17 protein-coding genes are annotated in these 25,318 nt (G+C 39.4%); all 17 read right to left on the reverse strand.

Annotated elements, in window-relative coordinates; genetic code table 11:
* On the reverse strand, positions 1 to 1,386 hold a 1,386-nt coding region (locus tag AN486_RS02965; protein WP_290599183.1), incomplete at its 3' end, for a DUF4347 domain-containing protein.
* A 593-nt stretch (positions 1,387 to 1,979) separates the two neighbouring features.
* Positions 1,980 to 4,166, reverse strand: a complete 2,187-nt coding sequence (locus AN486_RS02970) for a polysaccharide biosynthesis tyrosine autokinase (RefSeq protein ID WP_053537479.1) — start codon at positions 4,164 to 4,166, stop codon at positions 1,980 to 1,982.
* A 28-nt stretch (positions 4,167 to 4,194) separates the two neighbouring features.
* Positions 4,195 to 5,325, reverse strand: a complete 1,131-nt coding sequence (locus AN486_RS02975; RefSeq protein ID WP_290599186.1) for an aminotransferase class I/II-fold pyridoxal phosphate-dependent enzyme — start codon at positions 5,323 to 5,325, stop codon at positions 4,195 to 4,197.
* A gap of 13 nt (positions 5,326 to 5,338) precedes the next feature.
* On the reverse strand, positions 5,339 to 6,352 hold the full coding sequence (locus AN486_RS02980) for an ATP-grasp domain-containing protein (RefSeq protein WP_053541144.1): 1,014 nt from the start codon (positions 6,350 to 6,352) through the stop codon (positions 5,339 to 5,341).
* 11 nt (positions 6,353 to 6,363) lie between these two features.
* Entirely contained in the window at positions 6,364 to 7,605 is a 1,242-nt protein-coding gene (locus AN486_RS02985; protein WP_290599188.1) for a hypothetical protein, read from the reverse strand.
* A 334-nt stretch (positions 7,606 to 7,939) separates the two neighbouring features.
* Complete coding sequence (locus AN486_RS02990; protein WP_290599190.1) at positions 7,940 to 8,587, reverse strand: acetyltransferase; 648 nt, start codon at positions 8,585 to 8,587, stop codon at positions 7,940 to 7,942.
* Positions 8,588 to 8,599: 12 nt separating this feature from the next.
* The gene (locus tag AN486_RS02995; RefSeq protein WP_290599192.1) at positions 8,600 to 9,652 is read right to left on the reverse strand and encodes a 3-oxoacyl-ACP synthase III family protein; all 1,053 of its coding nucleotides are present in this window, start codon (positions 9,650 to 9,652) and stop codon (positions 8,600 to 8,602) included.
* A 34-nt stretch (positions 9,653 to 9,686) separates the two neighbouring features.
* Complete coding sequence (locus AN486_RS03000) at positions 9,687 to 9,932, reverse strand: phosphopantetheine-binding protein (protein WP_053537484.1); 246 nt, start codon at positions 9,930 to 9,932, stop codon at positions 9,687 to 9,689.
* A 340-nt stretch (positions 9,933 to 10,272) separates the two neighbouring features.
* A complete protein-coding gene (locus AN486_RS03005; protein ID WP_290599195.1) occupies positions 10,273 to 15,000 on the reverse strand; it encodes a MupA/Atu3671 family FMN-dependent luciferase-like monooxygenase in 4,728 nt (1,575 codons plus the stop codon).
* Positions 15,001 to 15,080: 80 nt separating this feature from the next.
* Positions 15,081 to 16,208: a DUF362 domain-containing protein gene (locus AN486_RS03010; protein ID WP_053537486.1), complete on the reverse strand. Its 1,128-nt coding sequence runs from the start codon at positions 16,206 to 16,208 to the stop codon at positions 15,081 to 15,083.
* A gap of 61 nt (positions 16,209 to 16,269) precedes the next feature.
* The gene (locus AN486_RS03015; RefSeq protein WP_053537487.1) at positions 16,270 to 16,926 is read right to left on the reverse strand and encodes an acetyltransferase; all 657 of its coding nucleotides are present in this window, start codon (positions 16,924 to 16,926) and stop codon (positions 16,270 to 16,272) included.
* Positions 16,927 to 16,929: 3 nt separating this feature from the next.
* The gene (locus tag AN486_RS03020; protein ID WP_053537488.1) at positions 16,930 to 17,613 is read right to left on the reverse strand and encodes a sugar transferase; all 684 of its coding nucleotides are present in this window, start codon (positions 17,611 to 17,613) and stop codon (positions 16,930 to 16,932) included.
* A 355-nt stretch (positions 17,614 to 17,968) separates the two neighbouring features.
* Complete coding sequence (locus AN486_RS03025; protein WP_053537489.1) at positions 17,969 to 19,201, reverse strand: glycosyltransferase family 4 protein; 1,233 nt, start codon at positions 19,199 to 19,201, stop codon at positions 17,969 to 17,971.
* Positions 19,202 to 19,337: 136 nt separating this feature from the next.
* A complete protein-coding gene (locus AN486_RS03030) occupies positions 19,338 to 20,348 on the reverse strand; it encodes an NAD-dependent epimerase (RefSeq protein WP_027403384.1) in 1,011 nt (336 codons plus the stop codon).
* A gap of 11 nt (positions 20,349 to 20,359) precedes the next feature.
* Entirely contained in the window at positions 20,360 to 21,637 is a 1,278-nt protein-coding gene (locus AN486_RS03035) for a nucleotide sugar dehydrogenase (protein WP_053537490.1), read from the reverse strand.
* Positions 21,638 to 21,674: 37 nt separating this feature from the next.
* Positions 21,675 to 23,639: an asparagine synthase (glutamine-hydrolyzing) gene (asnB, locus tag AN486_RS03040; RefSeq protein WP_290599202.1), complete on the reverse strand. Its 1,965-nt coding sequence runs from the start codon at positions 23,637 to 23,639 to the stop codon at positions 21,675 to 21,677.
* Between the two features lie 246 nt (positions 23,640 to 23,885).
* Positions 23,886 to 25,247, reverse strand: a complete 1,362-nt coding sequence (locus tag AN486_RS03045; RefSeq protein WP_290599204.1) for a glycosyl hydrolase family 28-related protein — start codon at positions 25,245 to 25,247, stop codon at positions 23,886 to 23,888.
* Positions 25,248 to 25,318 lie beyond the last annotated feature (71 nt).

The following is a 25,318-nucleotide window of genomic DNA, read 5'->3' on the forward strand; positions in this document are numbered from 1 at the left end:
ATTACCCGCTTCACCATAAAGGTTATCATTCCCCCCTAACCCTGAAAGAGCATCATTACCGTCCCCACCATAGAGGTCATCTCGATTGGTATCACCTCCTTGTAGACTGTCATCTCCGGCTTCTCCAAACAGTTGGTTCCATCCCGTTGCACTACCAATGACCGTATCATTGCCTGCACCCGCATAAATTTGATTTTTCCAATGGCCATCGTAATTATCTGTAGCCGAAACGTTGATATTATCGTTCCCTGAACCTGTTTTGAGTCGAGTTCTTTCTATTCCTTGGAAAACTGTGCCGTTATTTGACCCACCTGTGATAGTGCCATTGTTGACATTGGTATAGATAATGGTGGTGTCGGCTGTGTCGTTACCGTTGTCAATGTCTAGATAGTCGCTGCCATTTCCCCCATCAATACTATCTGCACCTGTTCCTGGAGCTAAATAGTCGTCTCCGTCTCCCCCATTGAGGGTATCGTTACCTGCTTCACCAAAAAGGTAATCATTCCCCCCTAACCCTGAAAGAGCATCATTTCCTTCTCTTCCACTTAGGGTATCATTTCCTTCATTTCCAGTCAGGATATCATTGATCAAACTGATGGTATTAGAACTATAGATGGTTGCATTGATATCTGTAACTAAGTATGGCTCATCAACTGCTAAGATGCCACTGTATGCTGCTAATACATCCGGGCAAAAAGCTAAAACTACGGATTTTCTGTCATCTGTAACGGGAAAACTCACCTCTAACTGCCAATTTCCGCCTAAAGCTGCATTGCCTGTTTTTGTTGCCGATGCCCTAATATTTGCTTTTGTAATCTGATGTAACTTACGAATAAATTCTTCCCCAACATCTCCAGCAGCCACATTACACCCATAAAATAAAATGCTATTGCTTTGCCAATGCTGTAATAAATCAGCATATTTACTGATATTATCTAAATTAAGTTGACTATTTCCTAAATATAAACATCCGGGCGCACCGTGAGAAACGATATGAATAGTGGTAATTTCGGGATGCTGTCGTAAAAATGCGGTGATTTGTTTGATACCGTCTTGATTTGGGTTAAGAGCGATCGCTTCTACCCCCTCTGCAACTCCCGCCTGTAGAGTTTGATGATCGGAAACAGATGGATCAATAAAGACAACTATTCCTGAATCTTCTTTTGTCTTAAATCCCACATTCCTCACCCCATTTGCCCAAGCACCCTGTAAACCTGCTGGTAATCTACCAAAGGCCAGTATCATCTTTTCACGAAAATCCGGTCTTTGAGTAAACTTCTGAAGCTGTTCCTCAGTATCTCGAATTGCTATTTGCACAACACCTAATAGATCATTATGGGTTAGCCCATTCAAGTTCAGTGTTTCAGAGGATTTGATTAGGATCATCGGTTTAACTGGGTGCTTGGTGTAGATATTGTCAGATTACTTATAATTGACAATACACTAAAGCGTAAATACAAGCAAGTGTTACTTTGAACAAATTAATAATTGTTCACTGTAGTACCTAATCCCCATTACCCATTAAACATCTAAGTAGGTGAACACAATAAAACCAATCTGTGTAAAGAAACATAAAATCGCCCAAACCCTCTTCACTCTTGCCTTGCCATAACAACGATTTTCAACGCCAACCTACTTAGTATAAGATTGGAGGTAGGAATAATGCTAATTTTTGAGTTTAAAACGTAAAATTAAGATAAATAAGTAAAAATATGACTCAATATACTGAGATAGTGTTGGTGGCTGATTCTATCTTCATTTCTCACTCCTGACTGGGCGCAGACCCTGCGCCCCTACCTCCTATCCCTAAGTAGGGTTTGCTGATAGCGTAGCGTTAGCCATACTCCTAGTACACTGTGGCGTAAGTGAATGAACTATTCTAAATCCTCCAAAAGCCTATACTGTCTTCATTTTGACTTTTGACTTCCGCCTTGCGGTACTAGCACTCACAGACAACTTTTTCAGCAAACCCTAATTAGTTAAATTTTTACAGATTCCTGAGACTCTACATTGATTGTTTGTAAATAGTCTTCTTTTTGGAAGTAGTAATAGCTATGGGGTTCATTTTTCACAATTAGACCATTAACTACCTGTCCTAAGACATTTTGACCAGATTTTGCCAATAGTTCTTTAGCAAAAGTCGCATTCACAGAATCAACTACACCAGGACGCACTACCAATAAAACACCATCAGCCATTTGTCCTAAAGTAACAGCATCAGCAGCCACATTTAAAGCTGGTGTATCAACAATGACAAAATCATACTTGTCAGAGAAGTTAGCCATTAAAGTTGCCATGCGTTGTGAGTCGAGAAGAGATGCTGGACTGGGAGGAACTATACCAGAAGTCAAAATATCTAAATTAGGCATGACTTTTTTAATTATCGCAGTAATTTCTTCCTGTTTGAAAATTAAATTACTTAAACCTTGATTATTTATTACGTCCCAAATTTTATGCTGAACTGGACGGTGCAAATCTCCATCTATTAATAAAACTTGTTTATCCATTTGTGCCATTGCTGTAGCTAAATTAGCTGCTACTGTTGATTTACCTTCCTTGGGTACAGAACTGGTGACAATAATAACCTTTAGCTCTTTATCAGCACTGATAAAATTAAGATTTGCCCTCAACATTCGGTAAGCTTCACTAATAGAAGAACGAGGAAAATCTCGAATTATAATTCTTTGACTATAGCATTCATCTGGTTCATTATTTTTAGAGGTTCTTTTCCACTTAGTAGCGGTAGGGATAACTCCTAACAAGGTTAATTCTAGTAATTTTTTGGCTTCATCAATAGTCTTAATAGATTTATCTTTCATTTCTAGGATGTATATAGTCATAAGAGCTGCCAGTATACTCAGTAATGCTGAACTGAGATAGGAAATTATGACAGAAGAAATAGGTTCATCAGGAACTTGAGCTTCGGATATTCTAGTTGCATTACCTAAGTTTTGATTTTCAGCTATCCTACTTTCTTGGAGTTTCTGAAGTAATAAGGAATAGGTAGATTGTCCTACTTGAAGTTTACGTTCTAATTGACGCTGTTGTTCTTCTAATTTAGGTAACGTATTCAATCTTTGTTTATAGGTAGATTGTAATTTTAATAAGGAATTAGCTTGATTGGCTAAACCTAGACGGTTGGATTCTAATTCTACGAGTTTACTAGAGAGTTGTTGCTGTAAAGCACTCAATTGTAAATTATCTTCTGCTTGTAGTTTATTTTTACCTATGGACTGATTTATCCTTTTGTCAATAACCTTGTTTAGAGAAGCAATTTTATCCTGTAAATCTATGATTTGTGGATGATTTTCCTGTAAAATTGTTTGTCTGTTTGCTAGTTGTGATTGTAGTTGTTGGATTTCTCTAAGAATATCTTGAATTCCAGAGATTTGGCTAATAGAAGTCATTGTTAATGCTTGTTTTGGGTTCATTCCCAATTGCTGAATGACTACTTGATACTGTGACTTAACATTAGCTAATTGAGATTGAGTATCGTTGATCCTTAATTGTAAATTACCAATAACTCGTACTGCTTCAGTAGCTTCTTCTTGTAAGGAAATAATTTTGTTTTTTTCTTTAAAATCTGCTAATTCAGATTCGGCTTGACGGACTACTAATTCGGCTTTGGGTAATTGTTTTTCTATGAATTTACGTCCTGCGCTTGCTTCGGCTCGCCGTGAAGACAGATTTTGCTCTAAATAAACTTTAATTATTTCATTTACAACTTGGGCGGCAATTTTGGGATTAGTATCTTTGTAGCTAATTTGGATAACATTAGTGCCTTTAACTTCTTTGACAACAAGATTTTTGAGAAATAGCTTAGGTTTTAGGGTAAAACCTTGACTATCTTTGAGATTTAGTCGTTTAATAGTTGTTTCTATAATAGGGTAAGAAGTTATTACTTCTACTTCTGTGCTGAGGGGGTTATTTTGTTCCATTAAAGGATCTAATTTGCCTATTTCTGCACCTAATCCTGTGATAGATGAGGCTATATTGCTTCTTTGAAACCGCAATTTACCTTCTGCAAAATAAATAGGTTTTTTCAAAGATGCAGCCAATTGTGCTATGATAAAAACGGAAATAGTAATTAATAAAGTGGCAAGCCAACGACGTTTGAGAATTGTCCAATATTTTTGCGGTGATATAGAAGATTCTTGTAGTTCCATAATAAATTAACTTTTTTATGTATGTTTTTCAAGTTGTGGAGTGAATGGTTTTAATGGCATTAATTACTCTTGCTAAATCTTCGTCCGTTAAATTAGAACCAGAAGGCAAACAAAGACCATGTAAAAATAAATTTTCGGCGACTTTACCACCAATACATTCATATTCAGAAAACACGGGTTGCAGGTGTAATGGTTTCCATACAGAACGAGCTTCAATTTGTTGTTTAGTAAGTTGGATGCGAATGTATTCTCGATCTGCACCAAAAGCTTCTGGGGTGATTGTTAAAGCCGTTAACCAGCGAGTAGAATAGCCAAAATTAGCTTCGGGCATAAATTCTATTCCTGGTAGATTTCCCAAAGTAGATTGGTAAATTTCAAAGTTGCGCCGTCTAGCAGTTACCCTTTCATTTAAAACCTGTAATTGACCTCGACCAATACCTGCTAGAACGTTACTAAGACGATAGTTATATCCTATTTCTGAATGTTGATAATGGGGGGCAGGATCGCGGGCTTGAGTTGCTAAAAATTTGGCTTTGGCAATTAGTTGATCGTCATCAGAAACTAGCATTCCTCCACCGGATGTAGTGATAATTTTATTACCATTGAAGGAGTAAATACCAAACCGCCCAAATGTACCGGGAGAAAGCCCTTTGTAGGTAGCACCTAAAGCTTCGGCGGCATCTTCAATTAGAGGAATATCATATTGATTGCAAGCTTTGAGAATAGGTTCAATATCTGCACTTTGACCATACAAATGTACAACTATAACTGCTTTGGGTAATTTACCAAAGTAGGCGCGTTTTTGTAAAGCCTCTTGCAACAAGTCTGGGTTCATATTCCAGGAAATGCGATCGCTATCAATAAATACTGGTTTTGCGCCTAAATAAGTAATCGGATTAGCGGTGGCTGCAAAGGTTAAGGTGGAGCAAAAAACCTCATCTCCTCTGGTGACTCCAACTAATTGCAAAGCTAAATGTAAAGCCGCAGTTCCCGAACTTACAGCAGCAGCATGACTAGCGCCAGTTATTTGACAAAATTCCTGTTCAAAAGCATCAACATGGGGACCAATAGGGGCAATCCAATTGGTAGCAAATGCTTCTTTGACGAATTCTAATTCTTGGTTTCCGATATGGGGAGTGGAGAGGAGAATTGGCTTCATGGTTTTTTATTCTTTATCGTTTAAAAGTGATCAGGCGATCGCATTTGGCACTTATTATATTAGTTTGAACCTTCAGCCATTTGTCATTTGGCATTTCCCCATTAGCCCAAGCAATCAAAGCTGCGGGAATATTTGCTCCGGCTACATGAGAAAATGGATATCCACCACCAAAACGCGGGTTCATTTCTAATACGTAGTTCCCCTTTTTTCCGACAATTACATCACAATCTAAGTTGCCAATATGACCTAGTTTTTGTCCAATTTTCTCACCTATTTTTTCAAGTTCCTGATTTTCCACTGTGATAGCCCGGTCTGTTTCTCCGGCTCGCATGGTTAGCTTACGCTTCACAAAAGTGGTAATGTAGGAAGTTTCTAAATTACTAATGATATCAAGACCATGCTCTTGTCCAATTAGCTTTTCTTGAATTAAGATACATTTTTCAAAATCAGTAGAGCTTACCGTCGCTAAAAATGACTTTTGAATAGCTTTTTTCACAAATCGGTAGGCTAATTCTAATTCTTCATAATCTTCAGGATATTCAATACCAATTGATGCACTTCCCCACCGAGGCTTAATAACTACAGGAAAATCTATTTCTCCTCGCTCAATAGCTGCTTTTGCTTCTGCAAGAGAAAGATAAGTTTTTGGAGTCGGTATACCGATTGTTTCTAAGAATTGAAAAGTTAACCACTTGTCAAAACAAACATTAATAATTTCCGGTGAAGAGACAACTGGGATAGTTCCTATTTTAAGAAATTGATCACGTTGTTTTGCTAAATATGGTAGTTCCAAATCATTGAGAGGAATTAGTAACTTGACTTTTTTATTCTGACAGATATCCAGCAGCTTATCAAAGTAATCACTATCATTTACAGATGGTAATAAAAAACTTTCATCTGCTTCCTTTAATGCTGGGGCCTCTAGACTAGCATCACCAGCAAATACCAATCCTCTATTTTCTAAAGCTGCTTGAAAGAATTTTAAAAGGTAATTTCTTCTTCCTGCACAGGTCAACATAACGTTCATATTTTTGTCACTCATATTACATAAGTAGAAAACACATCTTGAGAAGTTTCTTGCCGTCTGACTAATGTATAATTCTTAAGGGTGGAATCATAGCTAATAATCGGAGGATTTGGGCGAATAAAAGGTGGTTTAAATACCACTGTATATGCACCTAAATTATCAAAAACTGCATAATCACCAATCCCAATTTCATGAGGATAATCTGGATATAAACAATCATGTTCCATACAAGTATAGCCAACTAAATCTACTGGAATACTTAGTTTCTTGGTTTGATAATTTTCCTCATCACTGTAAACTTGTAGTGATAATTTTTTATCAGTTAAAGTTGGTTTAACATTGTGAATACTGCCAACCACAAGAGCAATCTGGCGTGATTTTATTGTTTTAATTCCCACCACCTTAGCGACAAATTTGAGAACATCTGCAACAATAACTACACCTGGTTCAATAATTAATTCTGGTTTAGGATTATCAGAAAATCTACTGCTTAATTGCGGGGCAATTGCCTCTGCATATTCCTGATAAGTGGGAATATAACAGTCAAATTGTGCCTTTAAATCATCGTTCATTCTGCCAAAGAAACCACCACCAACATCAATAAATTGAGGTGGTTTATCTGGGAAATAATCATCGCTGAGTTCGATAATTTTCTGCGTGCGTAACTTATAGGATTCTAAACTTCTTGTTGACGTAGAAATGTGACAATGTAATCCCAAGACTGAGCAATTATTTAATTCTCGGAATGTTTTAAAAACATTATCTAGTGCGCCTCCTTCCACATCAAATCCAAAGCGAGATATCCTCCCAGCACCCACATCAAAATTACATCTTAAACCGACTGCAATTTTTTGTTCTGGTAATCTTCGTGCTAATGCTGCAACTATTTCTACTTCTTCCAAACAGTCTAAGTTAACAATAGAACCAGCGAGAATTGCATTTTCCAGGTCTTCTGGAGACTTTAGCGGACCATTGAAGATAATTCTAGTTGGAGAGACACCAATACGCAAAGCTAGATCATACTCCATTTGAGAAACAACTTCCGCATAGCCGCCCAAAGAATCTACGGTTTGACACAACTTGGGAATGTAGTTAGTTTTATAAGAATAGCCTAAGTTGGTATGGGGATAAATCGAGCGAAAACCATGCAGGAACTCTTGATAATTGCGTTTGAATTTATCTAAATCAAGGATAAAAAAAGCATCACCAAATTCTTGCTCTAAATTCTGAAGTGTTTTCCAAGAAAGTTGCATTTTTAGTTCCTCAATTCAGTATGGATTGCTAGTACACAACGGCCTAAATAAATCAACCATTCTCAATCTCTCAAAAGCTTACGACCTATTCATTTTGACTTTTGACTTCACGGCAGTACTAGTCTTCACTCAATTAAAAGTAAGTAGGTTGACGTTGAAAATTGTCGTTATAGCAAGGCAAGAGGCAAGAGGCAATAGTAAAGAAGTTTTCAGCGATTTTACGTTTCTTTACACAGTTTGGTTTTATTGTGTTCACCTACTTAGGAACGCAAATTTAATAACCTGCAATTCTGACTTAACCTGAAATGGTGCGTTACGCTGTCGCTAACACACCCTACTTTTGCACTTTATTTAATTCATATTCCTTAGCTTCTTTAATTAATCGAGCCGGCACACCTGCTACTGTACTTTTTGGCATAACATCCTTCATTGCTACCGATCCTGCACTCACAGTAGCCCAAGCTCCAATCTGAACTCCTGGAAATACAGTGCTTCCCAAAGCTAGAAAAGCTCCCTCATGGGCTGTTGCACCGCCAGCAAGGTGGGAGAACGCTAGATGTGCATAATCTCCTACGCAGCAGTCGTGATCAACGCTGGTTCTAGTATTAATAATTACGTGCGATCCAATTCTTGAATAGGGCTGGACTATTGCACCAGCACAAACTACTGTACCTGCACCTAATAAAACTTCAGGATGAACCCAAGCATAGGGATGAATCACTGTTATCCAATTAAGATGAAGTTTTTCTACTAAACGCTTCCGGGTCTCATTTTGACCAATACCAATGATTGCATGAGAGAAGTTGCCAGATGTCAGCTCACTGACTGGACCAATAACTGGAATACCAAAAATATTCGTTCCTCTCTTTTGCAGATTATCATCGTAAAAACCTACTACTTGGTGGCCTGCTGCCATGAGCGTACTTGCTACTACTTTGGCATGACCTCCTGCTCCAATTACAGCTATTCTTTCTTTATTCATAACATCGTGAAATTATAGTGAAGTGACAATTAAATCTTCTACTTCGATAATTATGCTACTAAGAGACAAGCCAGTCCCAAACCCAGTCAGACATAGCCGACCACTAATTTTATTAATTCCTTGATTTAAGGCATAGCGACTAATAGCAATTGGTATGGAGGCACAACTTGTATTACCTATCCCTTCTACAAATATGGGAACTTTTTCTGCACTAATCTTTAATTTTGTGCGGATAGAATCAACCATGAATTTATTAGCTTGGTGAAATATAAATAAATCAATATCGTCACTGCTTAAATTGCAACTTCTCAGCGCAAAATTGACGATATCTGGCACTTCTTGAATTGAAAATGAAAAAACAGCAGCACCATCCATAGCAAGGTTATTCTCGCTTCTGTAGATTCCATTTTTTCTTAAATTAGTAATGTTTGTTTCCTCGGTATTTGGCTTTCTCATGCCACCAGCAGGGACAATTAACTTATCATAATCATCAGCAATAGTTCGCCAGCAAGCTGTTAGCCCTTTGCCTTTTTGATCAAATTCTAAAACACACGCAGCCGCACCATCACCAAATAACAATCGCTCAGTTTTATCTTTGGGATTTACCAATCTTGTAAGTGTATCTCCAACAACCAACAATCCGCATTTCATATCACCATTATTAATTAATCTTCCCAGTACAATTAGACCATGTGTAAAGCCCGCACATCCAGCATTTATATCTAGTGTAAAAATGCTTGCTTTTAATCCTAATTTATGACATAAGAGGAATGAATTACCAGGAATCAAATAATCTGGAGTCTGGGTAACACATACAATACAGTCTATATCTTCTTTCTTAAGATATGTATTTTTAAGAAGATTTTCGACGGCTTGGTACATCAGATCAAAAGCTGTTATATCGTCTTCGGCAACTCTTCTACTGTAAATGCCAATTCTTTGACTGAGACGCTCTATTTCTTCATAATCTAACACATCAGATAATTCATAATTAAATTCAGTTTTTTCAGGTAAAGCAATTGCTATACTTCGCATACTAATGTTGGAAATCATCACTTGTTGCATAGTATTTTCCTAAATTGAGAACAGATATTTCTGTTTAAATTCTTACTTTATCATTTACGCAAATAAGATTAATCAAATCTTTAATTGTTTTACTCTCGACTATAGAATTCACAGGAATAGCCCGATCAGCATAACTATCAATGATTGATATTATAGATAATATAGCCAGTGAGTCCCACACATCTCCTAAGTTTTCTAGCACTGTTTCTTCCGTAAGATTTGCACTGCTGATTTCCATGGCTTCGCCTAAAATTTCCAATATTTCTTGGTGATCTATCATCTTTTATCCCATAAAGTTGTATTGTTGTAATACTCTGAACAGTAAATTATTATTCGCATCTATTAATTACCAATTTCTAAATAATATACTCTAAATTTCCTGGAATAATCTTGTCATCCTGGCATTATCTTTATCAATAAATTACTGAATAAAAATACAGGGGTTAAATTAATTCGTAATTTATAATTAAGTTTTGCAACGGAGATTTAGACCTCGACACGAAACTTGCTGCCTTGAGAGGCAGGGGAATTAAACCCCCAAACTTTGTTAATTACACAATGTCATTGCGATTGCTTCATGCTAATATGGCTACGAAATAACTGGAAATATTTTTGTCCAATTACTTATTATGAGATTTATTCGCAAAAGTTTGTGCTGAAATCTGCTGGGCGAGATCGGTTATAGTTGGAGAGCGGAACAAGCTAATTAATGGTAAATCCACATTAAATGCTGAGAGAATTTCCCTAATTAATGTAACTGCCACTAAGGAATTACCCCCTAGATGAAAGAAATTGTCTTGAGTTCCCACTTGAGGTATCTGAAGCACTTTTTGCCAGATTTCCATGAGGGTTTGTTCAATATCGTTTTTAGGTATTGTTGTATTTACACTATCCTCAGACTGAACAACTAATAGGGGAGCCGGTAAAGCCTTGCGGTCAACTTTATGATTAGGAGTAAGGGGAAATTTCTCCAGAACAACAAAGTTAGAAGGAACCATATACTCAGGCAATAGAGAGAGCAAGTATTCTCGCATAGTTGCATGAGATGGCTGATACCCTGGCTGTGGGAGTAGATAGGCTACAAGGCGCTGATCTCCGGGCATATCTTCACGAACGATAATCACGGCTTCCCGAACTGCTTCATGGCGGCTTAAAATCGTCTCAATTTCTCCTAATTCAATGCGGTGTCCCCGTACTTTTACTTGGAAATCCATCCGTCCCAAAAATTCTACATTGCCATCTCTTCGGTAGCGAACCAGGTCGCCAGTCCGGTATAAACGGGCAGTGGCATCATCACTAAAGGGATTAGGTACAAACCTTTCCTGGGTTAATTCTGGTCTGTGCAAATAGCCCCGTGTCACGCCTTGACCGCCAATATATAGTTCACCAGCGACACCAACAGGCACAGGTTGCTGATTCTTGTCGAGAATGTATAACTCAGTGTTGGCAATAGGACGACCCAGGGGAACTACACCATCAACTTCAGCCAGAGTATGGGTTGCTGACCAGATGGTGGTTTCGGTCGGACCATACATATTGTGAATCTGTCCGGGAATAATTTGCTGAAGTTGATTTGCTAAGGCTTCAGTCAAGGCTTCACCACCAACCATCATTTGCCGAAGTTGCCCCATAGCCTCGTGGTTAGCGGTTTCTGCCATCAATAAACCAGCCATAGAAGGGGTACATTGCAGGTGTGTTACCTGATGACGGTTGATGAGATCCGCTATAGATTCAATTTTGCCCTGTTCCCGATTCCCGATTCCTTCCTGTTCCTTCCTGTTCCTTCCTGTTCCCGATTCCCTGTTCCCGATTTCCTGTTCCCTGTTCCCTGTTCCCTGTTCCCTGATTTGATAATTAGCCCGTGTCTTCAATTCATTCAGCAAGGGTAGTTGAGATAGCACTGTATTCGTATCTACCCCATAGTCAATCAGACAGGCAATTTCATTGATACCAATGGCTTTAATCCGATCAACCATCTGCAAACAGGTGTCCACAGTTCCAAATAGACCACTAGTTTCAAAGTACCGTTCAAAGGAGAAATCTAGGACTTCCGCCATATCCGGTTCAGATAGATGAGATACTGCAAACTGTCCTTTGTCGTTGGTGGTTTTCTGTTTAAAAGTGGGGAAAGACCAAGCTGCAAGCTTGATTAAATCCAGGGAACTAGCTAGGTATTGCCGCATGGGCTGACGGACAATTTCTTTGACAATATCATCACTTTCTCCCACAAAAGTATGTATCATCAGGCTGACAATACCTTCGCCAGAATGTCCGTTTTCTGTATAAGCTTGCCGATAGATGGCAATTTTGGCGGCTAACTCGTCTAAACTTTGCCCCAGTAAGTGAGTCAAAATATTAAAGCCTCTCGCTCCTGCCATTTGAAAGGTTTCGGGGTTGCCGGCGGCTGTGATCCAAACGGGGAGGTTGGGTTGAATGGGAAGAGGTAGGGTTTGCACCTCGATGATTTCGCCTTTACCGTTGGGATATGGTAAGGTTTCTCCGCGCCAAAGTGCCTGTACCTCCTCAATTTGCTGGAACATAATTTCCTTGCGGTTCTCGAAGGTTTGGGGAGAGAGGATAAAGTCATTGGGTTGCCAGCCAGCCCCAAAGGATATTCCTACCCGACCGTTAGAAAAGTTATCTACTAAAGACCAATCTTCTGTGAGTCGCACGGTGTTATGTAGGGGGGAAATACAGCTACCTGCACGAATTTGGATGTTTTTGGTGGTTGTGGCGATCGCTGCACTGCTGACTACAGGATTGGGGAATAGGCCACCAAAGGCGTGAAAATGACGTTCTGGAGTCCAAACTGCTTTAAAGCCGTTGGCATCAGCAAATTTAGCCCCCTCAAACAACAGCCGATACTTGGCCGCTGCATCTTGCCCTTGTTCATGGCTAGAAAAGTAAAAGAGACTAAAATCGGTATCTTGTAATTTATTTACAGCTATGGGTTGTTGGGACTTAGACTGCTGCCGTTCTTGTTTGGGGTTATAGATAACTACTTTAAATCCCCTAGCCAATGTCCAGAACAGTTCCAAGACAGAAATATCAAATGACAAACTTGTAACTGCTAACCATACTCCCGGTGGTTCATGGTCAATGACAGCATCCATACCCGTGAAGAAGTTAGCCACGTTACGATGTTCTACCATCACACCCTTGGGTTTCCCCGTAGAACCGGAGGTGTAAATTACATAACTCAGATTTTCGGGTTTAACTCCACTATGAGGATTCGTGGTGGGTTGTTGAGTAATTTCTGCCCACAGCGTATCAATGGGGATAATGCGGGTCATCCCCAGATCCCCGACTTCTTTGAGAAGTCGGGGATCTTGATCAAGTTTTTCCTGGGTTAAGATGACGGTCGCTTGGGAATCTTCTACCATGAAAGCCAGACGATCTGGGGGAAAACTGGGATCAAGGGGAAGATATGCCCCACCGGCTTTGTGAATTGCCAATAAGCCGATCATCATTTCTAGCGATCGCTCGATCTGAAGACCGACGATTACATCGGGCCCAACCCCCTGTAGTTGCAAATAGTGCGCTAATTGATTGGCTTGGGCGTTTAATTGCCGGTAAGTTAATTCTCGGTCCTGGAAGACGACAGCTACAGCATCAGGAGTAAGTTCTGCCTGAATTGCCAATAACTCATGGATACACAGATCAGTCGGGAAGGGTTCGGCTGTGTCGTTCCAATCCACCAAAATTCGCTGTTGTTGGGCAACGGAGAGTAGTGGTAATTGATGCAGTGATTGTTGAGGATCTTCAATACAGGCGGTGATTAAACTCTGAAGTTGCTGAACAATGGCTTTAGAGTCAGTGTTATTGAGTGACCCAGTATGTACTAATTCCGGTAAAGTTCCATCTTCATAAGCCACCAACGCCATAGACGCTCCCAGGGACTGCCAATCTAGTTGATCAGGGGACGCAACAAGGGCGATCGCCACAGGCAGAAAATTATCATCGCTACGTCCATTCCCATCACCATGCAATTGTGGATAACGTCTCAACAGCGTATTTCTAAAACTACCCAGACGACAGGTATCATCTAGGGCTGTTTCAAATCGCCGTTGAAAATCATGGAAAGACTCATTAACCTGAGTTTGCACGCGAAGAGGAACTCGTTGGGCAAATATTTCGGGAGCAATACCACGCTGGGCATCGGTTTGTAGTCCCAGATCAAATTCCATTTCGCTTGTCAGTCGCCCACAGTAAGCAGCAAACATAGACAACAGGGATTTCGCTGCTACCTGCCCCGTCAGCGACAAAATAGAATAGCGGTGCATAGAGATATCTGGTTTTTGACCAGATGTTGTCAATGGTGAATAGGGATGCCGAAAAGCTGCAAGCTGCATCAACCGTTTTGCCCAAGCTTGTTCATGACCACATAAGAAAGCATTCCGTTCAGTAATTGCCTTTCTGATATTGGTGTCAATTGCCGGTAAGACATCACCGACGCGGACACCATAATCTGTTTGCAACTGTTCTAGGGAAATATCCTTGCCGTTTAATGTGCTGAACTCACTTAACTGCACAGCCCCATTTATGGTGGCGACACACATCCCTTGGGAATCCAGTTTTAGCACTTGTCCAGGAGTACCATACTCAGATGCAATTGAACGGGCAGATCCCACAACAATCACCCCTCCTGGTAGCCAAGTTTTGGGTAGACCCAATTCATTACGAGTTGGACCAAAATCTAATGCTTTGACTAGATTACAGATATCTTTAGTAGTAACATCATAGGAGATCAGAGCGGCGGCTTCTGGGCGATCTCTAGGACTAAAATAACTCCGTTGCGATAGGTCTTGAGGATAGGGCTTGGCAACATCAATTACTAGTTCTTCTACCAGTTCCCTGAAGGAATTAACTGCTGCATCAAAGCATCGCAGATTGAGGTTAAATACTGTATCATCTGCCAAAATTGGCACAGATGCTTGTTTAAATATCCGTCCAGCATCAATTTCAGCAGAGACTTCATGCCAGGTAACAGCATATTCAGTTTCACCGTTCAGCAAAGCCCAAGTAGTGGCATACAAACCAGCATATTTGGGTAACGGCGAGTCATGGTAGTTAATAGAGGCTTTTTTTGCCCGTGTGATCACATCCTCTGGAATGATCCACTGGACGTTATTAATACTGAAAAGATAATCGTATTTAACACCCAGAAGTGTTTTGTGAAACATGGAGCGAGAAGCAGCATGAGTAATGCCATGTTCCTGAGACCACTTTTGTAGTGAATTATCTGTGGAATACACTCCCAACACTTGGCAGTCTTTCTGTAACAGGATTTCCAAGCAACTCAAGGCTAGAATACCATTGCCCACAACAAAACAGGAAAAGCTGGACATAGTTCATTTATCCTCGTGAATTTGCACAAATTTTCTGGGTATGAATGAGAGACTGAGGATAGATCAGAAATCATACATTCTCATCCCAGTATGTATGGACGAATCTGATCCGCAATTTTTTGACTGGTGCGATCAGCAGTAACTAATTCAATTTGTTCTGGACTAGATGCCCCCAAACCCAAGGCCACTGCTGTGCGAATCTGTTCTAATTTCCAAATAGATCCTTGCATTACCTCATTTGTTGTTCCCAGTGAACGCAACATTGCCAACGCAATGACATCAATGGCTATGGGATCTGTACTTGCCAACATGACATTTGCCGCCACTTTCTTGCCGGCATCTGGTCCCCCTGACACAAAGGCTTCCACACCATCTATTAACACCAGACTAGGCCGATAAACTGCATTAATTTCCGCGATCATTTGCTGCATATACGGTGAACGATGCAAGTCACCCATATAGTTAAATGGATCACCCGGAACATACTTAGCTACCATGCCTACAGTATTTTTTAATGCCAGTGTATAGTGCGCTCCTCGATGAGTTTTTAGACAACAGGTATTGATCACTGCTCCCGCTTGGAGAACTGGTCGGGCAAAAGCGAAACCTTGTTGCCAGTGAGTTCCCGATGGGGAAAAGTATTGCCATTGTTCAGTAGACATTTCATCAAAAACAATGACTTCCACCCCATAGCGATCTGCAAGTTGAAATACTCCTTTAAGCTTCATGGCCTCACGAGTCTGCGCCATTCCTGAGCGATCGCCTATGGTAATTTGCCCTACTCCAGCTTTTTGGAGTTTTTCTACCAAAGTTGCTAACAATTTTGTATCTGTTGATGCTGGAGCTGGATCGGCAGTATTATAGTTGGGCTTCAGAAAAATGCTTTTTCCCTCCATCCCCCCTGGCTGCAACAAATCAAGTATTCGTTGAGTTCCCGATACCCGATCTTCAGTGTGAACCAATGCAACTTTGCTGATCCCTGTAGGTTTGGGTAATGGCAACACTTTCATTGCCTGAACGTTCTTGGCATTGGCAGCATCCAGAATATATCTAGATGTTTTCAGGGTATGAAGAAGGGATGCGGGGGAAACACCCAGGGTTTTGAGACTGTGAAGAATAGGAGGAACAATTGCTGCTCCCGCAAAAAGTCCAGCTACTCGGAGAATATTCCGTCTTGTGTGCTTGGGGTGAGAAGATTTAGTACGCATAACACAACTGATTAAGGGAATGTGTTTATATAAGAGTTGATAACAGAAATATCAATCTTTTTCAAATACGTACTAAGTCGCTGGGTACTTCAAATTTTGGGGTTTCTCCTGGGGAATAAACAGCCCTGTCTTCTGTATCACTGAGAATAATTGATCCTGCCCCAATAATATTTTCTTTGCCAATGTTGATGTAATTTCTAATCGTAGTATTCAAACCAAGGAAAGTATATTCTCCTATGTTTACTCCACCACCAAGCACAACATTAGAAGTCAGAAAACAATGATCATTAATTATACAGTGGTGCGCGATAGAATTTACACCCAAAAGCAGACAGTTATTACCAATGGAAGCAAAAGGTTGAATAACATTATTTTCCATGATAAAGCAGTTTTCTCCCACTGATTTACCATAATAAAATGCCTGAGAACTAATATAGGAAATAAAGCTATATCCTCTATTTTTGGCATTTAAATATTTTTCTGCCCGTAATTTATTCACTTGTTGGTAACTAATGGCGATAAATAATTTATACTCATCAGGTGAATAATATTTTTCCAGTTTTTCATAGGGGACTACTGGTAAATTATAAAAACTCTCTGTTTTTAGATAAGCTTCATCAACAGTAAAGCCAACTACCTCATGTTCAGAATCACGGCTGAGATAAAAGTGAGCTATTTCTGCAATTTCACTAGTTCCGAAAATAACCACTTTAGCCATAAATTATCCTCCAATAATATCTTGTTTGTGCTGATAGTCATGAACGGTTTGATCTCCCATAAATTCTTCCATCGTTGCATGATTATCTTGACTGATTCCTTGTTGTTTAATGACTGTCCAAACAGTGAGGAAAATTATTTGTAAGTCTAGTAATAAACTCCAATTGTTGATATAGAAAATATCTAGGTTAAATTTTTCTTCCCAACTCAGAGAATTTCGACCTCGAACTTGAGCTAAACCTGTAATCCCTGGCTTGACTTCTTGCCGTCTTGCTTGTTCTGGGGTATAACGGTCAAGATATTTGACTAATAATGGGCGTGGTCCGACAAAACTCATGTCTCCTTTAGCAATATTCCACAGTTGAGGAAGTTCGTCAAGACTTGTTTGCCGCAAAAATTTACCCAAAGTTGTGAGACGTTTTTCATCAGGTAGAAAATTACCATTGACATCATGATCATTGGTCATAGTGCGGAATTTATAAAAGTTGAAAATTCGCGCATCTTTACCTGGACGGGGTTGGATAAAGAAAATTGGCTGCCCCATCCGTAAATAAATAGCGATCGCAATCATTAGCATTAAAGGAGCTAAAATAATTAAGGCGATTGCTGCTATTATTCTATCCAATAAATATTTAATAAACTGACTAAAATTGATTGCTTTCCAAACCTTAAAATTTCCCTTGATCATAGAACTTCCTTGAACTATTACTGTGTTTTTTGAGGTAAAAACCCAATCAATTGCCAATTATTTATTTGGGATTCCTTGAGATTGTTGGCACTAAAAACCACGATAATTCTCTATGATTTTGCAAATATCTGAGCAATTGCAAAACCAGACTTGTTTTTAAAAGATAACTAAGATGTAAATAAAAATCTTGTCATTTTGACATTATTCCTATCTCAATTATTTTGGGAAATATTTGATACTTTCAGTGTATTTATAACGACTGAGATGAGCATTTTTAGAAGATTAAGAAAAACCTAAATTTGTAGGGGTTTAGCATTGCTAAACCCCTATTTATAGAATCAAACTTAAACTACTTCTACATCAATATTTCTTCTATCTGACGAGGGAGATTAGAAATAGGTAATCCCTGCGCTTTTAAAATTCGCACATATTCCTGATCTAGCGCATTCCAAATATCTTCTTGACGAAATTCTCGCAAAACCCGCTCTCGTCCAGCCAAACCATGTTGTTGTCGGAGTTCGGAATTAACCACATAATGACGAATTCCTTCGGCTAAAGCTGACCCATCATGGGATGGTACAAGTGTCCCTGTTACTCCATCTTCAACTGCATCTATGCAACCAGGAATCTTGGTGGCGACTACAGGTAGTTTCATGGCCGCAGCTTCCAGAGGGACATTAGGAAAGCCTTCACGATAAGTTGGTAAAGTAAACACATCCATTGCCGCGTACAATGGCGGGGTGTGATCTTTGCCCCCTGTTGCATGGATGCGATTCCTGCGGAGCGCTTCGCTATCGTCAGTTTGCAGTATTTCCTTGGTTTGAGCAGATATGGGGTCTTGAGATTCAAAATACCCAACTAGGAGTAAATGCAAATTGGGAAACTCTGCGCGGAGAATTTTCCAAGCTGCAACCAATTCTTCCACACCTTTATCGCGGACAATCCGACCGACAAAGCCAATGACAATGGCATCATCAGGAATACCATATTGTTGACGAACTTCTTTTCTGGTCTGAGGTGGTAGATTAGCGGGATTAAAGCGATCGCTTGCATCCACCCCATTACTACTTCCTCCACCTAATACGGTAATCTTTTCCTGGGGACAAAGACCCTCACTAATTGCCACTTCTCGCAGGGAATGACTCACACAAATCACCTGATGTGCCAGTAAACAGGAAACCTTTTCACTCCATGATAGTAGGATGCGTTTATATCCTGTTGCTGTCATTAAGGGCAATCCCCGAATATGATAAATTCTCACAGGTACTTGTGCTAACCAAGCCGCAATAGTTCCTAATAATCCACCTTTAGGAGTATGGGAATGTACTATCACAGGCTTGATAGTGCGGATTTGTTGCCAAATTTGCCAAATAGCCACAATATCCTGGAGTGGTGTGATCCGTCGGGGCATTGTCACCGTGTGGAATGGTATATTTTCACGGGAACTAACTTCTTCTACAGCTTCTCCAGGTGAGGATAGAGCATGAATATCATATCCTCGTGCTTTCATATAAGCAATCTGTCCACGAAAAAAGGAAAAGGTTTCGGGAACGGTGGTAATGTGCAGCAATTTAATTTTTTGTGACATAGAAAGGTAAGTATTTCTGGCGTTGCTGAATTAAGATATGAAAATCAAAAATTTCATTTCTCTTACTCTTACTCTTTGCGCCTCTGCGCCTCTGCGTGAGATAAATTCATACTTTCATTCGCCAACGCCGGATTTTTTAAACTTGGTAATATGACCGATACCATTTCACAAATCGCTCGATTCCCTCCTCAATTGAGGTATTCGGTTTAAAACCCACATCTGTCACTAAGGCATCAACATCGGCATAGGTTGCTGGTACATCACCAGCTTGCATGGGGAGCAAATTTTTCTCTGCTTTCATTCCCAAGCAATTTTCTAAGGTTTCGATAAAGTGCATTAATTCCACCGGCTGATTATTACCGATATTATAATTTTTGTAGGGGGCATAACTTGTGGCAGGATCTGGGGCATTTCCTGACCAGTTGGGATTTGATGCAGCCACGTTATCAACAACACGAATTACGCCTTCTACAATGTCATCAATATACGTAAAATCCCGCCTCATTTTCCCGTAATTAAAAACATCAATTGGTTGTCCTGCCAAAATTGCTTTGGTAAACAGAAATAATGCCATATCAGGACGACCCCAAGGACCGTAAACTGTAAAAAATCGCAATCCTGAAGCCGGCAAGCCATACAAACTACTGTAGGTATGTGCCATTAATTCGTTGGCTTTTTTGGTAGCTGCGTACAAACTTACGGGATGATCTACATTGTCGTGAACGGAGAAGGGAGTTTTTGTATTTGCACCGTAAACTGAACTGGAAGAAGCAAATACTAAATGTTGAACGTTGGTATGCCGACAACCTTCGAGAATATTCACAAATCCCACTAGATTACTATCTACATAAGCATGGGGATTTTTTAATGAATAACGGACTCCGGCTTGGGCAGCTAAATTGACGACTTTATCAAAACTAGATTGAGCGAATAATTTGGGGATGCCTTCTCGGTCTGCTAAATCCAATAAATGAAAGCTAAAATTGGGGTTCGCTAAAAGTTGCTCTAATCTGTCTTTTTTTAAGGTAACATCGTAGTAATCGTTGAGGTTATCTAAACCTACAACTTGATCACCTCTTTCTAGTAAGCGTTGGCTGAGGTGAAAACCAATAAAACCAGCCGCACCTGTAACTAAAATTTTCGCCATAATTTCACCGTTTATAAACTCCAATAATTAATATTTGCTGGTATATCCGCAGGTTCAAATATTGATTTGATATCCATGAAGATTCCACCTGGACGAATGTGAGCAAATAGTCTCTCTGCTGGCATTTCTAAATATTCTTGATGGGGAACTGCTAAAATTAGGGCATCAAGATATGTAAGTTCTTTCCAATCAGATAATTGAATACCATATTCATGTACTGCATGACTATTTTCGGCTAAAGAGTCATGTACTAGGGGGTCAATCCCAAATTGTTGCAATTCATGAATGATATCCGGAATGCGACTATTTCTTAAATCTGGGACATTTTCTTTAAAGGTAAGTCCCAAAATCCCCACTCGCGCATTTTTGATGGTCACATTGGCTTCTACAAGCAGTTTCACCAACCGACTACCCAAGAATTGACCCATGTTGTCGTTAATCCGTCGTCCCGCGAGAATTACCTGGGGATAATAGCCAACTTGTTGGGCTTTGGCTGTGAGATAGTAAGGGTCTACACCGATGCAGTGACCCCCGACAAGACCTGGAGTGAAGGGTAGAAAATTCCACTTTGTCCCCGCAGCCGCTAAGACATCACGGGTGCGAATATTCAGGCGATCGCAAATTATCGCTAGTTCGTTCATCAAAGCAATGTTAAGATCCCGTTGGGTATTTTCAATGACTTTTGCCGCTTCAGCTACTTTAATTGATTGGGCGCGGTAAACACCAGCGTCAACAACAGCACCATATACATTAGCGATTTGTTCTAATGTTTCCGGGTCTTCACCTGCGACTACTTTAACAATTTTTTCTAAGGTATGTGTTTTATCACCTGGGTTAATTCGTTCGGGTGAGTAGCCCAATTTGAAATCAATACCCTGTTGTAAATCAGATACCCGTGCTAGAACAGCACCACAAACTTCTTCGGTGACTCCTGGATAAACAGTGGATTCATAAACTACTACATCACCTTTTTTAAGAACTTTACCAATAGTTTCCGAAGCTTTAATCAATGGAGTCAAATCAGGAACACGGTTATCATCAATTGGCGTGGGGACTGCAACAATAAAGAAGTTGCAATCAGCTAAATCAATTGGATCACAAGTAATATTGAGAGATGTATTTTTGAGTTCATCACTAGTAACTTCTCCTGTAAAATCTATGCCTTGATTTAATGCGGTAATTTTCTCTTGATTAATATCAAACCCAACTGTATTGGGAAATTTTTTTGCAATTGCTAAAGCCACAGGTAACCCAACGTAGCCAAGACCAATGACTGCGATATTATTCATGTTTTTATTTTCTGAATGGAATTTGAAAATTTTTTATTTATTCAGCAAGCCCTAATTGGTTTTCAGCTAACCAAGCTTGGAACATCAGTACATCCCAAAGATAATATTGCCAGTTGAATTTGCCACTTTGGTGTTCATCCCACTTTTGCCGAATTGGTTGAGGATTGAAATAGCCTTCTTGTCTCAATCGAGACTCATTCAACAAATCTTCTGCCCATTCTCGTAATGGTCCACGCAACCAGCTATCAATGGGAATACCAAAGCCCATTTTGGGACGCTCGATTAATTCTTTGGGTACGTATTTATACAAAAGCTGGCGTAATAACCACTTCCCTTGATTACCACGTATTTTCATGGATAAGGGGATTTGCCAAGCAAATTCTACAACCCGATGGTCTAGAAAAGGTATGCGACTTTCTAGACTCACACCCATGCTGGCACGATCTACTTTCACCAAGATGTCATCTGGTAAGTAGCTGATTAAATCCAAGTACATCATACGTTCTGTGAAATCTGGTAGGCTGTCCGACAAATTGCGCTCATTCAAAACTGTGCTAAGTTCAGAACTACCAATAACAACTTCCTCTGACGCTTGCCAATGGGATACTAAACCCGCATACATAATATCGGGGTTGGGAACTGCTAAAATGCTTGCTAACTTATGTAATTTATAACCGGAAGCTTCTACTTTAAGCTTTGTAGGCAACATGGCATCTACAGATGCAAAACCTTGATTCCAAGTTTGGGGGGAAACACTTGTTAAAGCTTTTGCGGTGGAATGACGAACTGTTTTCGGTATCCAGCCTATTTTCTGCCAAATACTACGTCCCCAAAAATAGCGATTATATCCAGCAAACAATTCATCACCTGCATCACCTGAAAGGCTGACAGTCACATGATTTCTAGCAAGTTGAGATACTAAAAATGTGGGAATTTGGGAAGAATCAGAAAACGGCTCGTCATATAAACTGGGTAGTTTGGGTATAACTGCTAGTGCTTCATTTGCCGTTACATAAAATTCTGTATGGTCTGTACCCAAATGCTGGGCTACAGCTTTAGCATATTGAGCCTCATTGTAAGCATCTTCATAAAAACCAATACTAAAGGTTTTTACAGGTTGATGGCTTTGAGCTTGCATGAGAGCTACAACTATAGAGGAGTCAATTCCCCCAGATAGGAATGCACCCAAAGGCACATCTGCCAGCATTCGCATTCCCACTGCATCTTTTAATAATCCCTCCAGGTTTACTATAGCTTCATTCTCTGAGCCTGTGAAGGGATAAGCAACACCTGATTCTGCTACAATTTTTGCCGACCAATAGGCCACTGGTTGGGGGTGAGTTCTACTCCCATTCCAACTGAGGAGAGTCCCAGGGGGTAATTTATAGATACCTTTATAGATGGAATAAGGGGCAGGAATATAGGAAAAACGCAGGAATAAAGCCAAAGCATCGCGGTTAATTTCTCGCTGAAAATCAGGATGGGCTTTAAAAGCTTTTAATTCCGAAGCAAATATAAAAGTATCACCACACCAACCATAATATAAAGGCTTTTCACCAATGCGATCGCGTCCCAAATGTAAAATGCGTTCTGCTTTGTCCCACAATGCAAACGCAAACATCCCATTAAATCGTTTGGTTGCTTCTATAACCCCCCATTCGCAAAAACTAGCTAACATTACTTCCGTATCAGAATGACCTCTAAAGTTATATCCAAGGCTTTGTAACTGCTTTCTTAATTCCGGAAAATTATAAACTTCACCATTGAACACAATTACATAGCGACCATTAGCAGAGATCATCGGTTGATGTCCTTCTGGTGATAAATCTACTATAGATAATCGTCTGTGTCCTAGAGCTATCCCCACCTCTTCATCAATCCAAATTCCACCATCATCAGGACCACGATGAATCAGAGATTGGCACATATTTTCGACTATATTGCCAATTTCTTCACTAGATAGTTGTTTTTCATTGGTAAAAAAACCAGTTATTCCACACATTTATTGAATTACTCCTTCAAGAAATATATAAATTTTTAGAGGTTATTTCTTTGGCGTGATATATGCAGAAAAAGATCAAAATTTCACTAAGTGAGAATAAATAAATTCTGGATTTTTTGAATTACAGCAAATTGTCATCAAACCCGGAACAAGAACCCCACCCCCAACCCCCTCCCCGCAAGCGATGAAGGGGGCTAAGATGTACCTTTATGTAAATTTTCGCCGATCTAATCTGTTGAAAATTAGCTATTCCCTAAGAATAGGAACTAAAAAATCTTTGGAAATATTGCCCCCACGGACAATTAAACGATTGTTGTTTACTTCTTGATCTTCGCGGAGATATATTGCATAAACTTGATCAGTTTTCTGAATATTTTTATCTATGTTGAAGTCACAATTATCAAATACCAGTCGCTGGTTAGTTTGATTAGAAAAGCTAGGGTGTTGCCACCAAATATCAGCACCAGCAAAAAAATCGTATTGTTCGCCTGTTAATTTTCTCGTGACAGTGAATTGACAATTTTCAAATGTAACATTATGAGGAAATAAAATCCTGTTCATGTAAGTATCCGCTGCACCAATTTTAAATTGAGAATTCGTAAATTTCATTGTTGAATTCAAGCTAAAAATATAAAAAGGTGCATTGCCAGAAATGATATTATTCCCAATTACTGTAGAACCTTCATCAACAGCAATATCAAAATCCCCATCAATTAGGTTTAGGTTTTCAAGTTTAACATCTACCTTTAATGTTTCTCCATAACCTCGTCCATCAACTTCAATATCAATTCCGGTCGGATCAATTTTGCCTTGTGTAGTCAGATTATAAACTTCAGCCGAAGAATTTCCACCCGTTAAGACAAACCCACCTCGAAATACATCAATAGCTTGACAATTATTGATTTTAACATCAACATTTGTATATACAGAGATTCCATCAGCAACCCCATTTTTAAAATTGCAATCTTCAATAAATACTTGCAATTTACCAGGAAGTTCAGGGTCAGCAGTCAAGAATATCAGATGCGCTTGTTCTAATTCATATTTTTTGTAATGACCTTGATTTTGGCTATTACCATCAAAGGTAAACCCTTGAATAATTAAAGGTTGAGAATTCTTCTGACTACTATAATTAGTAGTGAAAGTTCGAGTCCACTTTCCTTGTTTATCTGGTCGTTTAATAGTTGCTCCATATCCTTGATAAGTAATGTTATCTTTGAGAATTACAGACGTTACTATATAAACGCCTTCAGGGAATAATATTACTCCTCCTCCTTGCTGATACACTGTATCTATTGCTGTTTGAATTGCCTTAGTATCGTCATTAACACCATTACCTTTAGCACCAAATCTTTTAACAGATACAATGTTTTTTATGTCATTATCTAATATTTGCATGGTATGTAATTTATTGCCGGACACATTGGCATTAGATGTATTTTTAGAGGTTATAGATTGACTCTTTAGGAAATAAACTTGAGGTTTCGATATGGTAACTGATTGGCTAAAGTGGAGAGATTGTATAATCAGTAAGCTTAATAAACTCCAAAATAACCAAAAACGAAATTTGCGGAAAAACATCTTAGCTAATTTTTGATAAATCAACATATATCACCTAACAATGGTAACTTATTTTTATAGGAGGGGAAAAAAGCTTGACAACAGCTATCAACCGTAAA

The sequence above is a fragment of the Anabaena sp. AL93 genome, assembly GCF_001672085.1.
GTDB classification, from domain to species: domain Bacteria; phylum Cyanobacteriota; class Cyanobacteriia; order Cyanobacteriales; family Nostocaceae; genus Dolichospermum; species Dolichospermum heterosporum.